Raw genomic sequence first — 13,945 nt, 5'->3', positions numbered from 1 at the left:
GGGTTAGGGTGGGAATTCCGAAGGTGAATTCGAACCTCTCCGGATGGCCGAATTCGCGTACCACCGAACCTGGTCCGGGGTGTGACGTTCCCCACGCGGGCCGGGGTCGACAGTGGGACGGGCATGTGCTGCACACCCCCTCCGGGGGGTCGTCGGCGCGCCCTTGTGTCCCGATTGGTGGGACGCTGCACCAAAGCTTCCGCTGTCGGGTTTTCGGTGCGTCCACACCCGGTTCCGCAGCGTGATGGGCTCTCAACTCCGGTGGCTGCGAACCCTCCTGCCGGCCCGGACTAATCTCAAGGCGAGAACATCGCCCCATCCCGTGATCCGCTGCGCCACCCCTGCATGCCGGGTACACGGAGTCGACAGCTCTGGAGAAACTCGAGCATGAACCGCAAGACTTTGGTGCTGCCGGCCGTGATCGGTCTGCTCGCGCCGGTGCTCGCCGCCTGTGGCGGGTCCGACAGCGGGAGCGGGGACAGCGACGCGATCGTCGTCGGCACCACGGACCGGTTCACCGCCTCGAAGGAGGCCCCGGCGCCCCTGGACCCGGCGTACTCCTACGACGTCGGCACCTGGAACATCCTCCGCCAGACCGTGCAGACCCTGATGATCCAGCCGCGCGGCGAGGGCGAGCCGGTCCCCGAGGCGGCCGAGCGCTGCGGCTTCACCGACACCGGCAACGAGCGCTACGCCTGCACCCTGCGCGACGGCCTGAAGTTCGCCAACGGCGACGCCGTCACCGCGGCCGACGTGAAGTACTCCATCGACCGTGCCCGCTCCCTGAAGGCCGACAGCGGCGTCTTCGCCCTGCTGTCCACGATCGACACCGTCGAGACGCAGGGCGACCGCGAGGTCATCTTCCACCTCAAGACGGCCGACGCGACCTTCCCGTACAAACTGTCGACGCCGGTGGCCGGAATCCTCGACCCGGACGACTACCCCAAGGGCGAGCTGCGCGACGGCTTCGAGCTGTCGGGCTCCGGCCCCTACACCTTCAAGCCCGTCGTCGAGAACAACGAGCTGGTGCGGGCCGAGTTCACCAAGAACCCCGATTACCAGGGGAGTCTGAAGGTGAACAACGACAGGGTCGACATGGTCTCCTTCAAGGACACCGACTCCATGGGCGAGGCCCTGGACAAGGCCGACATCGACCTGATGACCCGCACGATGTCGCCCGACCAGATCCGCAAGCTCTCCGCCGGCACGGACTCCGACATCGACCTGGTCGAGATGCCCGGCCTGGAGATCCGCTACCTGGGCTTCAACACGGACGCCCCCACGGTCAAGTCCAAGGCCGTGCGCCAGGCGATGGCCCAGGTCGTCAACCGCAGCGCCCTGGTCTCCAAGGTCTACGGCTCCCAGGCCGAGCCGCTGTACTCGCTGGTCCCGGCCAGCGTCACCGGCCACTCCAACTCGTTCTTCAACAAGTACGGCGAGCCCAGCGTCACCAAGGCCCGGACCCTGCTCCAACAGGCCGACGTGACCACCCCGGTGAAGCTGACGCTGCACTACACCACCGACCACTACGGCCCGGCCACCAAGAAGGAGTTCGAGGTCCTGCGCGAGCAGCTGAACTCCAGCGGCCTGTTCCGGGTCGACATCAAGGGCACTCCCTGGGACACCTTCCGCCCGGCCGAGAAGAAGGGCGAGTACGACGTCTACGGCATGGGCTGGTTCCCGGACTTCCCCGACGCCGACAACTTCCTCGCGCCGTTCCTCGACGCCGACAACACGCTCGGCTCGCCGTACGCCAACAGCCGGATCCGCAACGATCTGATCCCGGAGTCCCGCCGCGAGGCGGACCGGCTGTCCGCCTCCGGCAGCCTGACCGACATTCAGGACATCGTCGCCGGTGACGTACCCGTACTGCCGCTGTGGCAGGGCAAGCAGTACATCGCCGCACGCGACGACATCACGGGTACCGCCTACGCCCTCAACTCCTCCTCCACGCTGCAGCTCTGGGAGCTCGGCCGAGGCGTGAGCGGCTGACGGACCCACCGGAACCCCGGGGCCTGTGACCGCGGCCCCGGGGAGCCGTGCCCGGGGCCGGGGACATGCTCCGGGTGCTCTCGAGAACCGACGACAAGGCACACACGTGAACATACGCAACCAGTGGCCGGTCCTGCCGATCGTGGCGGGACTCGCCTCCGGCCTGCTGACCGGCTGCGGCACGGAGACCGGGGACAGTGCGGGGGACGGCTCCAACGTGGTGGTGGGGATGTCCGACGACGTCCTGGCCACCGACCCCGCCTCCGGCTACGACCCGGGCTCCTGGCTGTTGTTCAACAACGTCTTCCAGTCGCTGCTGAGCTTCCCCAAGGGCGCCACCGAGCCCCAGCCGGAGGCCGCCGAGAGCTGTGCCTTCACCGACACGCAGACCACGGTCTACAAGTGCACGCTCAAGGACGGCCTCAAGTTCAGCAACGGTGACGCCCTCACCTCCGAGGACGTCAAGTTCTCCTTCGACCGCATGCTGAAGATCAACGACCCCGACGGGCCCGCGATCATGTTCCCCACGCTGGAGAAGGTCGAGACCCCGGACGACAGGACGGTCGTCTTCCGGCTCAACACGGCCGACGCCACCTTCCCGAGCAAGATCGCCTCCGGTGCCGGCTCCATCGTCGACCACCGCTCGTACGACGCGGACGCGCTGCGCAAGGACGGCGAGGCCGTCGGCTCCGGCCCGTACCGGCTCGAGTCGATCGACGACAAGCAGGCCGTCTTCGCGGTCAACGAGAACTACAAGGGCACCGCCGAGGTGAAGAACACCGGCGTGACCCTCAAGTTCTTCAACGGTGACCAGGCCGCCCTCAAGCGGGCCGTCCAGGACGAGGACGTCGACATCGCCTACCGCGGTCTCACCGCGGGCGACATCGCCGACATGGAGAAGGCCGACGACGGCACCGGCGTCGAGGTCGTCGAGGGCAGCAGCGCCGAGGTCCAGCACCTGGTGTTCAACATGGACCACCCGGTCGCCGGGAAGCTCGGCGTCCGCAGGGCCGTCGCCCACCTGATCGACCGCGAAGCCCTCATCCAGGACGTCTACCAGGGCACCGCGACCCCGCTGTACTCGATCGTCCCGGCCGGTATCGCCGGCCACAACACGGCCTTCTTCGACAAGTACGGGGCCCGCCCCTCCACGGCCAAGGCCAAGGAGGCGCTGCGCGAGGACGGCATCACCGGCAAGGTGAAGCTCACCCTCTGGTCCACCCCCGTCCGCTACGGCCCGGCCACCGACCAGGAACTCAAGGCCATCGCCGGCCAGCTCAACGCGAGCGGCCTGTTCGAGGCGAGCGTCAAGTCGGTCCCCTTCGGCCAGTACGAGAAGGACATCGCCGCAGGCAAGTACGGCGTCTACGTCAAGGGCTGGGTGCCTGACTACCCGGACGCCGACAACTTCACGGCCCCCTTCTTCGGCAAGGGCAACGTGCTGAACAACAACTACGACAACAGCACGATCACCGGTTCGCTCGTCCCGCGCACCGCGGCCCTGACCAACCGGGGTGCGACCGACAAGGAGTTCGGCGAGCTGCAGGACATCGTCGCCGACGAACTCCCCGTCCTGCCGGTGTGGCAGGCCAAGCAGTACGCGGTCGTCCGCGACGGCGTCTACGGCCTGGAGTACTGCCTCGACGCGTCCACCGTGTTCCGCTTCTGGGAGCTGAGCAAGGACGACGCCTGACCCCACACATGAAAGGGCCGCCCCCTGCACCGGCAGGGGGCGGCCCTTTCGTGTCTGGGGTCCGGGCTACTGTGCCCCGGGGCGCACCAGCCCGGACTCGTAGGCGTACACCGCCGCCTGCACGCGGTCGCGCAGACCCAGCTTGGTCAGCACGTGACCCACGTGCGTCTTGACGGTGGTCTCGCTGACGAACAGGTCCGCGGCGATCTCGGCGTTGGACAGCCCGCGCGCCACCAGCTTCAGCACCTCGACCTCCCGGTCGGTCAGCGTGTGCAGCGTGTCCGGCACCGGCTCGTCGCCCGAGGGCAGGTGCGTGGCGTACTTGTCGAGCAGCCGGCGCGTGATGCTCGGCGCGAGCATCGCCTCGCCCGCGGCCACGACCCGGATGGCCTGCACCAGCTCGTTGGCGGGCGCGTCCTTCAGCAGGAAGCCGCTCGCCCCGGCCCGCAGCGCCTCCACGACGTACTCGTCGAGGTCGAAGGTGGTGAGCACCAGCACCTTCGCCGGGCCGTCGCGCCCGGGGCCGGTGATCTGCCGGGTCGCCTCCACGCCGTCCATCCGCGGCATGCGGATGTCCATCAGGACCACGTCGGGCTGCAGGGCCCGCACCTGGTCGAGCGCCTGGAGGCCGTCTCCGGCCTCGCCGACGACCGCGATGTCCTGCTCGGCCTCCAGGATCATCCGGAAGCCCGTCCGGAGCAGCGGCTGGTCGTCGACGAGTAGGACGCGGATGGCCACGTGAGTCTCCTTCGCTAGTCCGGCCCCATTCTGCCCTGCGCGGGCCCGCCGGACTCAGCCGCCCTCACGGCAGCGGACGTGCCGCCCTCATGGCAGCGGACGTGCCGCCCTCATGGCAGCGGGCGTGCCGGTACCTCCGCCGCGCGCACCGGCAGCGGGTAGGGCGGGGGAGTGCCCCCGAACTCCGGGCAGTGCGCCTGGTGGTCGCACCATCCGCACAGCTTCGTGGGCCGCGGCCGCCAGTCGCCCGTCTCGGTCGCGAGCCGGATCGCGTCCCACAGCGCCAGCAACTTGCGCTCGACCCGCTCCAGATCGGCCGGCACCGGGTCGTACGTCAGCACCTGGCCACTGCCGAGGTACACCAGCTGGAGCCGGCGCGGCACCACGTTCTTCAGCCGCCAGACGACCAGGGCGTAGAACTTCATCTGGAACAGGGCGCCCTCGGAGTACTCGGGGCGGGGTGCCTTGCCGGTCTTGTAGTCGACGATCCGGACCTCGCCCGTGGGCGCCACGTCGACCCGGTCGATGATGCCGCGCAGCCGCAGCCCCGACTCCAGCTCCGTCTCGACGAACAGCTCCCGCTCGGCCGGTTCCAGCCGGCTGGGGTCCTCCAGGGTGAACCAGCGCTCGACGAGCTGCTCGGCCTCGCCCAGCCAGCGCGCCAGCCGCTCGCCCTCGGGATCGTCGGCGAACAGCTCCCCGACCTCCGGGCGCGACGCGCGCAGCCGGTCCCACTGGCCGGGGATCAGCGACTTGGCCCGCGGCGGCGTGCGCTCGCCCGCCGGGGCGTCGAACAGGCGCTCCAGGACCGCGTGCACCAGGGTGCCCCGGGTCGCGGCCTCGCTCGGCTTCTCCGGCAGCCGGTCGATGACCCGGAAGCGGTAGAGCAGCGGGCACTGCATGAAGTCGCTCGCACGCGAGGGGGACAGCGAGGCGGGAGGCAGCGCGGCGGACCCGGTCACCAGCTCGCTGACGGCCGCGGTCTCGGCCGCGGCCTCCGCGACGGTCCGCACGGCGTCGGCCTCCACCGGGACCTGCTCCGCGCCGGCCGCGCCCCGGACCGCCCTCTCGGCGCCGGCCGCCGCACCCCCGGGCGTCGCCGCAGTGCCGGCCGCCGTCTCGCCGGCAGTCACCTCGGCCGTGCCCGACGCGTCTGCGGAGTTCGCCGCGGTTCCGGGCCCGCCGTCCGCGACCGCCGCCCCGCTCGCGGCCGCGGCGTCAGCCCGCGTCGCCGCAGGTCCGGCCGGTGCGTCGTCGGCGGTCGCCACTGCGGCGGACATCGGCTCGGCGGGCCCTGCCGGGGCCGGTGGGTCCGCCGCCGCGCCGGGGCCGGTCCCGGGCTGCGCGGCGCCCTCGGTGCTCGTCTCCATGCCCCAGACCATACGGCCCGGCACCGACAGCGACCCACAGGCGTTCGTGAGGGAAGCCTGCAGGGGAGGTCGACGTACGGGAAACACAGGGGTGCCGGGGCGGAACGCGCCTCGGCTGACGCATACCATCGACTCGAGACCCTCCCGTCCGGCAGGCGCGGGAGACGCTTCGAACGAGGGGACACCGGTGGACGAGAGCGGCGGGCACGGGCGGCCGCGGTCCGGCAACGACGAGTCGGCCGAGCGCCACGCGGGGCTTGCGCCCCGGGCCACCGACCGGCCCGCCGCCGACGAACGCGTCCCGGCCGAACGGCACGTCGAGGACGACCACCCCGAAGCCGGCCACGCGGTCGGCCCCCGGCCCCACCAGCCCACCGAGGCGTCCCCGCCGGCCGGTTCCGCGCCGGACCCGGCGGACACCGAGCAGCCGCCGGCCCGGCCCGAACCGCGGCAAGTTGAGGACGAGGGCCCTGCATCCCGCCCCGCGCCGCCGACGCGGCCCGCCGAAGCGGTGTCCGCCGGGCGGCAGGTGCCGAGCGGCCCGTCCGCGGCCGGCGCTTTCCCGGACGCCGTCACCCCGCCCCCTGCCACCGGCGAACGCGCCACCCCCGGCGTCCTCTCCGCCACCGACCGTGCTCCCGGCACCCGCGACCCACAGGGCGACGCACTCCCGCAGGGCGACGCACTCCCGCAGGGCGGCGCACTCCCGCGGGGCGACGCGCACCCCCCGGGTGACCCGCACGACCGGACCGGCACCGTCGGCCCCGCGGCGAACCCCGCCGCTGCCGATGCGGACGGCCGTCGTACGCCGCAGAGCGACAGCCGGACCGGCGCCCCCTCCTCGGCACCCGGCCTCCACAAGTCCCAGGGACCCCGGCCTCCCGAGGGCGACGCCCACCCGGAGAGGGACGCCCACCCCGAGCGGGCCTACGCCGGTGGGGACCACGGCGGCCCCGGCGACGGCAAGGGGCCCGCCCCGCAGCGGCCGGAGCCCCGCGGCGGGCTGCTCATGGGCAGGCCCTTCGGGGTGCCGGTCTACGTCGCGCCCAGCTGGTTCCTCGTCGCCGCGCTGATCACCTGGGTGTTCGGCGGTCAGCTCGAGCGCGTCCTGCCCGAGCTCGGCGCCTCGCGCTACCTGGTCTCCCTGTTCTTCGCCGTGGCCTTCTACGCCTCCGTACTGGTGCACGAACTGGCCCACACGGTCGCCGCCCTCCGCTTCAAGCTCCCCGTCCGCCGCATCCAGCTCCAGTTCTTCGGCGGCGTCTCCGAGATCGAGAAGGAGGCCGAGACCCCCGGCCGGGAGTTCGTGCTCGCCTTCGTCGGACCGCTGCTCTCCCTCGTCCTGTCCGGCGTCTTCTACGCCGCCATGCAGGTGGTGGAGCCGGCCACCGTCCCGGGCGTGCTGCTGGCCGGCCTGATGATCTCCAACCTCATCGTGGCCGCCTTCAACCTGCTGCCGGGCCTGCCCCTCGACGGCGGCCGGATGCTGCGCGCCGTCGTCTGGAAGATCACCGGCAAGCCGATGACCGGCACCGTCGCCGCCGCCTGGGTCGGCCGCGCCCTCGCCGTCTCCGTGCTGATCGGGCTGCCCCTGCTGACCCAGTCCGGCGCCCTCGGCACCGACGCCGTGGACAACGTCGGCATGGACACCGTCCTGGACGCCCTGCTCGCCGCGATCCTCGCTGCGATCATCTGGACCGGCGCCGGCAACAGCCTGCGCATGGCGCGCCTGCGCGAGCACCTGCCCGAGCTGCGCGCCCGCACCCTCACCCGGCGCGCGGTCCCGGTCGAGGGCGACACCCCGCTTTCGGAGGCCCTGCGCCGCGCCAACGCCGCCGGGGCCCGCGCCCTGGTCGTGGTCGACGCCGACGGTCAGCCCCTCTCCCTCGTGCGCGAGGCCGCCATCGTCGGCGTACCGGAGCACCGCCGCCCGTGGGTCGCGGTCAGCGGCCTCGCCCAGGACCTCACGGACGGCATGCGCGTCTCCGCGGAACTGTCCGGCGAGGAACTCCTGGACGCCCTGCGCGCCACCCCCGCGACCGAGTACCTGGTGGTGGAGGAGACCGGCGAGATCTACGGCGTCCTGTCGGCGGCCGACGTCGAGCGGGCCTTCGTCAAGGCGATGGCACGGCCTTCGTAGGACCGGCGGCCCGGTGGCCCCACGGGTGGTCGGCGGGTCCCTCCGGGGCCGGTAGGCTGGTCACATGTCCGAACCGACCGGTGCCGCCCGCAGGCGCGGGCCCTTCAAGGTCGGGGACCAGGTTCAGCTGACCGACCCCAAGGGCCGCCACTACACGTTCACGCTCGAGGCCGGGAAGAACTTCCACACCCACAAGGGTTCCTTCCCGCACGACGAACTGATCGGCGCTCCCGAGGGCAGCGTTGTCCGCACCACGGGAAACGTCGCCTACCTCGCGCTGCGCCCCCTGCTCCCCGACTACGTCCTGTCCATGCCCCGCGGGGCAGCCGTCGTCTACCCGAAGGACGCGGGGCAGATCCTCGCCTTCGCCGACATCTTCCCCGGCGCGCGCGTCGTGGAGGCCGGCGTCGGCTCCGGCTCGCTCAGCAGCTTCCTGCTGCGCGCCATCGGCGACCAGGGCATGCTGCACTCCTACGAGCGCCGCGAGGACTTCGCCGACATCGCGCGGCAGAACGTGGAGCGCTACTTCGGCGGTCCGCACCCCGCCTGGCAGCTCACCGTCGGCGACCTGCAGGACAACCTGTCCGACACCGACGTCGACCGCGTCATCCTCGACATGCTCGCCCCCTGGGAGTGCCTGGAGGCCGTCTCCAAGGCGCTGGTCCCCGGCGGCATCCTGTGCTGCTACGTCGCGACCACCACCCAGCTCGCCCGGACCGTGGAGTCCATCCGTGAGATCGGCTGCTTCAACGAGCCGACCTCCTGGGAGACCATGATCCGCAACTGGCACATCGAGGGCCTGGCCGTCCGTCCGGACCACCGGATGATCGGCCACACCGGCTTCCTGCTCACCGCCCGCCGCCTCGCGGACGGCGTCGAGCCGCCGATGCGCCGCCGCCGCCCCGCCAAGGGCGCCTACGGCGAGGACTACGCCGGCCCCAACGCCGACGGCGGCGCCGCCCGCTGACGCGACCCGTCACCGCACCCAACGCGCGGGCGCCGTGGCCGAGTTCCGGGATGACGAACCGGAACTCGGCCACGGCGCCTCTCCGTTGCCACCCCGGGTGAATCCGCGGAGAAGACCGTTGACCCGCGGGGAAGGCCGAAGCGCCCGCAGCGCGCCGCGTACCGAGGGCCGCGCTCGCGCGGACCTCTGACACGGCGGCAGGAAGCCAACCCTTCTCACTTCCCCGCCGCAGGACGCGCACACCCCGCCGTTCCCTGCGGATGTGACGTGTGGCACCATCGTGGCCATCCCACCGGCACAGCCCTCAGGAGATCCTCCTAGTGCAGCCTTCCGCCGTTCCGGAGCTCGCCCACACGCACACCCGCCCCATCCACTGGCTCGCCACCGCCACGGCCCTGGCCGCTGTGGTGGCCCTCTCCTCGGTCCTGCAGCCGGGCGCGGCCACGGCCGCCCAGCCGGACGCGTCCGGGACCAGGAGCGTCCCGGCGTACGCGGCACCGCCCGATCCCGCCGCCGTGACGTTCCCGCTCGAGTGCGGTCCGGTGAAGGCCGTCGTGCAGAAGAAGGCGTCCGCGGACCTCGACGGCGACGGCCGCCCCGAGACGGTGGCCGTCGTCCACTGCGACTCCCCGATGGGCACCCCGCCCGACGGCGTGTACGTCCTCACCCGGGACGCCGGCAGCGGCAAGGCGCGGGTGGTGGCCACCCTGCTCGACCCCGCGGACGGCACCACGGTCGGCGACTTCGCCGTGCGCGGCGGTGCCGTGACGGCGACTCTGCTCGGCTACTCGTCGGCGGACGTGCCCCGTTGCTGCCCCGACGAGAAGAGCGACGTGAAATGGCGTTGGCACGACGGCGCGTTCGTCCGCTCCACGCCGGCCGGTGCGCGCAGCGTGTGAGGACGAGGCGGCGGAAGCGTGTGAGGAATCAGGACAGCGGTCACGGAGTGTGCAGAACTGGTCACTCTGCGTCCGGTCCGTAGACTTCCGCCCTGTCCGAAACCCGACGCACGTGGATGCACTCGCCCGGACACTCCTTCGCCGAGTCGATCACATCGGTGAGGAGCGGCAGCGGGACCGGCGTCGTCGCCCCCTTCTCCTGGAGCAACTCGTCCTCGGCGCTCTTCACATAGGCCAGACCGTCGATGTCCAGCTCGAACACCTCGGGCGCGTACTGGGCGCAGATGCCGTCGCCGGTGCACAGGTCCTGGTCGATCCAGACCTCCAGCGCCTCCCCGGCGACGTCGGCTTCCTGCTGCACGCTCATCTCTCCTGCCGTTTCTCCGCCGTGGCGCACCGGGAATCCGGCCAGCTCCGACGGGTGTTGAACGCTTCGACCCTACCTGGGGCTGGGTTCCAATCATGTTCGCTGGGTATTCCCCTGGCGTGAGGGAGAGCGCAAGGGTGAAGATCGGACACACCCCGACCGTCTTTGTGATCTAGGGGTTTCAATCGACACCCGCCCAGGTAGGGTCTGGAAGCGTCCAGCTCCCCTTGGAGGAGGTGAGGACCGTGGCAGCCCACGACGACGACATGAACCGCGGCATCCGCCCGGGACGCGGGTCCGACGACCCGGCCGGGCAGATCGCCTACCTTGAGCAGGAGATCGCCGTCCTGCGACGCAAGCTCGCCGACTCTCCGCGACACACGAGGATTCTCGAAGAGCGGATCGTCGAGCTGCAGACCAATCTGGCCGGCGTGTCCGCGCAGAACGAGCGACTCGCCAACACGCTCCGTGAGGCCCGCGACCAGATCGTGGCCCTCAAGGAGGAAGTCGACCGGCTCGCACAGCCGCCGGCCGGCTTCGGTGTCTTCCTGACGGCGAACGAGGACGGTACCGCCGACATCTTCACCGGCGGCCGCAAGCTCAGGGTGAACGTCAGTCCCAGCGTCGAGCTCGAAGAGCTCCGGCGCGGCCAGGAAGTAATGCTGAACGAAGCGCTCAACGTGGTCGAGGCCATGGAGTTCGAGCGCGTCGGTGACATCGTGACCCTCAAGGAGATCCTCGAGGACGGCGAGCGGGCCCTGGTGCTCGGGCACACCGACGAGGAGCGGGTGGTGCGGCTCGCCGAGCCGCTGCTGGACGTCACCATCCGCCCCGGCGACGCCCTCCTGCTCGAACCCCGCTCCGGCTACGTCTACGAGGTCGTGCCCAAGAGCGAGGTCGAGGAGCTCGTCCTCGAAGAGGTCCCCGACATCGGCTACGAGCAGATCGGCGGTCTCGGCGGCCAGATCGAGGCCATCCGCGACGCGGTCGAGCTGCCGTACCTCTACCCGGACCTGTTCAAGGAGCACGAACTGCGGCCGCCGAAGGGCGTGCTGCTGTACGGGCCCCCCGGATGCGGCAAGACGCTCATCGCCAAGGCCGTGGCGAACTCGCTGGCCAAGAAGGTCGCCGAGGTGACCGGCCAGGCCGCAGGCAAGAGCTTCTTCCTCAACATCAAGGGCCCCGAGCTGCTCAACAAGTACGTCGGTGAGACGGAGCGGCAGATCCGCCTCGTCTTCCAGCGGGCTCGTGAGAAGGCCAGCGAGGGCACGCCCGTCATCGTCTTCTTCGACGAGATGGAGTCCCTCTTCCGCACCCGCGGCTCCGGTGTCAGCTCGGACGTGGAGAACACCATCGTCCCGCAGCTGCTCGCCGAGATCGACGGTGTGGAGGGCCTGCAGAACGTGGTCGTGATCGGTGCCTCCAACCGTGAGGACATGATCGACCCGGCCATCCTGCGCCCCGGCCGGCTGGACGTGAAGATCAAGATCGAGCGTCCGGACGCTGAGGCCGCCAAGGACATCTTCGGCAAGTACCTCACCGAGCGCCTCCCGCTGCACTCCGACGACCTCGGCGAGCACGGCGGCGACAAGGGCGCCACGGTCCAGAACATGATCCAGACGGCCGTGGAGCACATGTACGCGGAATCCGAGGAGAACCGCTTCCTGGAGGTCACCTACGCCAACGGTGACAAGGAAGTCCTGTACTTCAAGGACTTCAATTCCGGCGCCATGATCGAGAACATCGTGGGCCGTGCCAAGAAGATGGCGATCAAGGACTTCCTCGAGAAGAACCAGAAGGGTCTGCGCGTCTCCCACCTCCTCCAGGCCTGTGTGGACGAGTTCAAGGAGAACGAGGACCTGCCCAACACCACCAACCCGGACGACTGGGCCCGGATCTCCGGAAAGAAGGGCGAGCGGATCGTGTACATCCGTACGCTCATCACCGGAAAGCAGGGCGCGGACACCGGACGCTCCATCGACACGGTGGCGAACACCGGTCAGTACCTGTAAAAGGCAGGGCGGCTGCGGGTGCCCTTCGCGGGTACCCGCAGCCGACTGCTTTTCGGGCCACGGCTGGAGCAACGCAATGACGCAAATGATCTCCCCACCAGCGCAAAGGCGTTCTAGGCTCTTCCGTACCGCCGAGTCGCGCAGTGCGGGGACGGGCACCGCACACGCAACCGAGCGCCAGCGGTATCTGAGTGGCGCCCACGACCGAGGGTGCCGCCGGGCAAGGAGGGCCGCATGACCGTACGGCGAGTAATGGGTATCGAGACGGAGTACGGGATCTCCGTCCCCGGCCACCCCAACGCCAATGCCATGCTCACCTCGTCCCAGATCGTGAACGCCTACGCGGCGGCGATGCACCGGGCCCGCCGGGCCCGCTGGGACTTCGAGGAGGAGAACCCGCTGCGGGACGCGCGAGGCTTCGACCTCGCCCGTGAGGCCGCCGACTCCAGCCAGCTCACCGACGAGGACATCGGCCTGGCCAACGTGATCCTCACCAACGGTGCGCGGCTCTACGTCGATCACGCCCACCCCGAGTACAGCTCTCCCGAGGTGACCAGTCCGCGGGACGCGGTCCTGTGGGACAAGGCCGGCGAGCGGATCATGGCGGAGGCCGCGGAACGGGCCGCCCAGCTGCCCGGTGCCCAGCCGATCCACCTGTACAAGAACAACACCGACAACAAGGGCGCGTCCTACGGCACGCACGAGAACTACCTGATGAAGCGGGAGACCCCCTTCTCGGACATCGTGCGCCACCTGACGCCCTTCTTCGTCTCCCGCCAGGTCGTCACCGGCGCGGGCCGCGTCGGCATCGGCCAGGACGGGCACGAGCACGGCTTCCAGCTGAGCCAGCGGGCGGACTACTTCGAGGTCGAGGTCGGCCTGGAGACCACGCTCAAGCGCCCGATCATCAACACCCGGGACGAGCCGCACGCCGACGCCGAGAGGTACCGGCGGCTGCACGTCATCATCGGCGACGCGAACCTCTCCGAGATCTCGACGTATCTGAAGCTGGGCACGACCGCGCTGGTGCTGTCGATGATCGAGGACGGCTTCATCGCCGTCGACCTGGCCGTCGACCAGCCCGTGCGCACCCTGCACCAGGTCTCGCACGACCCGTCGCTCAAGCGGCTGGTCACGCTCCGCAGCGGCCGGACGCTCACCGCGGTCCAGCTCCAGATGGAGTACTACGAGCTGGCCCGCAAGTACGTGGAGGAACGCTACGGCGCCGACGCGGACGAGCAGACCAAGGACGTCCTGTCGCGCTGGGAGGACACCCTCACCCGTCTGGAGCACGACCCGATGAGTCTGGCCGGCGAGCTGGACTGGGTCGCCAAGCGGGAGCTGATGGAGGGCTACCGGCGGAGGGACAGCCTCGACTGGGACGCCGCCCGGCTGCACCTCGTCGACCTCCAGTACGCCGACGTGCGGCCCGAGAAGGGCCTGTACAACCGTCTGGTGGCCCGCGGCCGCATGAAGCGGCTGCTGGACGAGGCGGACGTGGAGCGGGCGCGCACCTCGCCCCCGGAGGACACCCGGGCCTACTTCCGCGGCCGCTGCCTCGAGCAGTACGCGGACGACGTCGCGGCGGCCTCCTGGGACTCGGTGATCTTCGACCTGCCCGGCCGGGACTCCCTGCAGCGCGTTCCAACCCTGGAACCGCTTCGCGGAACGCGTAATCACGTCAAGGAGCTCCTGGACCGCTGCCGCACCGCGGAAGACCTGGTCAGGGTCCTGTCGGGGGGATGAGCGCGGTGCGTGGGTACCCGG

Annotated in this window: 10 protein-coding genes; 7 read left to right on the top strand and 3 right to left on the bottom strand. The window is 70.7% G+C overall.

Annotation, left to right across the window (positions count from 1 at the left end; translation table 11 throughout):
- Window positions 1-387: 387 nt before the first annotated feature.
- Together Q5694_RS20210 and Q5694_RS20205 are read left to right on the top strand one after the other, a co-directional pair.
- Entirely contained in the window at window positions 388-1,992 is a 1,605-nt protein-coding gene (locus Q5694_RS20210) for an ABC transporter substrate-binding protein (protein ID WP_333934574.1), read from the top strand.
- Window positions 1,993-2,098: 106 nt separating this feature from the next.
- A complete protein-coding gene (locus Q5694_RS20205; protein ID WP_333934573.1) occupies window positions 2,099-3,685 on the top strand; it encodes an ABC transporter substrate-binding protein in 1,587 nt (528 codons plus the stop codon).
- A gap of 66 nt (window positions 3,686-3,751) precedes the next feature.
- Here the strand turns inward: Q5694_RS20205 and Q5694_RS20200 are convergent, their stop codons facing one another.
- Window positions 3,752-4,423: a response regulator gene (locus Q5694_RS20200; RefSeq protein WP_020141342.1), complete on the bottom strand. Its 672-nt coding sequence runs from the start codon at window positions 4,421-4,423 to the stop codon at window positions 3,752-3,754.
- A 110-nt stretch (window positions 4,424-4,533) separates the two neighbouring features.
- Window positions 4,534-5,703, bottom strand: coding sequence for a RecB family exonuclease (locus tag Q5694_RS20195; RefSeq protein WP_443040911.1), 1,170 nt, complete (start codon window positions 5,701-5,703; stop codon window positions 4,534-4,536).
- A 601-nt stretch (window positions 5,704-6,304) separates the two neighbouring features.
- Between Q5694_RS20195 and Q5694_RS20190 the strand changes: the two genes are divergently transcribed.
- From Q5694_RS20190 to Q5694_RS20180, 3 genes are all read left to right on the top strand, one after another.
- The gene (locus Q5694_RS20190; protein WP_443040910.1) at window positions 6,305-7,933 is read left to right on the top strand and encodes a site-2 protease family protein; all 1,629 of its coding nucleotides are present in this window, start codon (window positions 6,305-6,307) and stop codon (window positions 7,931-7,933) included.
- A 64-nt stretch (window positions 7,934-7,997) separates the two neighbouring features.
- Window positions 7,998-8,900, top strand: a complete 903-nt coding sequence (locus Q5694_RS20185; RefSeq protein ID WP_073933638.1) for a tRNA (adenine-N1)-methyltransferase — start codon at window positions 7,998-8,000, stop codon at window positions 8,898-8,900.
- 320 nt (window positions 8,901-9,220) lie between these two features.
- Window positions 9,221-9,799: a hypothetical protein gene (locus tag Q5694_RS20180; protein WP_333934570.1), complete on the top strand. Its 579-nt coding sequence runs from the start codon at window positions 9,221-9,223 to the stop codon at window positions 9,797-9,799.
- A gap of 61 nt (window positions 9,800-9,860) precedes the next feature.
- Here Q5694_RS20180 and Q5694_RS20175 read toward each other — a convergent pair whose 3' ends face one another.
- Window positions 9,861-10,166: a ferredoxin gene (locus Q5694_RS20175; RefSeq protein WP_333934569.1), complete on the bottom strand. Its 306-nt coding sequence runs from the start codon at window positions 10,164-10,166 to the stop codon at window positions 9,861-9,863.
- A gap of 245 nt (window positions 10,167-10,411) precedes the next feature.
- Here Q5694_RS20175 and arc point away from each other — a divergent pair, with 245 nt between their 5' ends.
- Window positions 10,412-12,178, top strand: a complete 1,767-nt coding sequence (gene arc / locus Q5694_RS20170) for a proteasome ATPase (RefSeq protein WP_094055291.1) — start codon at window positions 10,412-10,414, stop codon at window positions 12,176-12,178.
- A 234-nt stretch (window positions 12,179-12,412) separates the two neighbouring features.
- Complete coding sequence (gene dop / locus Q5694_RS20165) at window positions 12,413-13,924, top strand: depupylase/deamidase Dop (RefSeq protein ID WP_443040905.1); 1,512 nt, start codon at window positions 12,413-12,415, stop codon at window positions 13,922-13,924.
- Window positions 13,925-13,945: the final 21 nt, after the last annotated feature.

It is taken from the genome of Streptomyces sp. AHA2, assembly GCF_036857595.1.
Taxonomy (GTDB): Bacteria; Actinomycetota; Actinomycetes; order Streptomycetales; family Streptomycetaceae; genus Streptomyces.
Note: the sequence above shows the minus strand (reverse complement) of the source record. Positions and strands in the feature narration are given on the sequence as shown.

Bases quoted from the DNA above. Each gene is read 5' to 3' on its own strand.
- Q5694_RS20185 (WP_073933638.1), top strand. From the start codon at position 7,998: ATGTCCGAACCGACCGGTGCCGCCCGCAGGCGCGGGCCCTTCAAGGTC.
- dop (WP_443040905.1), top strand. From the start codon at position 12,413: ATGACCGTACGGCGAGTAATGGGTATCGAGACGGAGTACGGGATCTCC.
- Q5694_RS20175 (WP_333934569.1), bottom strand. From the start codon at position 10,166: ATGAGCGTGCAGCAGGAAGCCGACGTCGCCGGGGAGGCGCTGGAGGTC.
- Q5694_RS20210 (WP_333934574.1), top strand. From the start codon at position 388: ATGAACCGCAAGACTTTGGTGCTGCCGGCCGTGATCGGTCTGCTCGCG.
- Q5694_RS20195 (WP_443040911.1), bottom strand. From the start codon at position 5,703: ATGTCCGCCGCAGTGGCGACCGCCGACGACGCACCGGCCGGACCTGCG.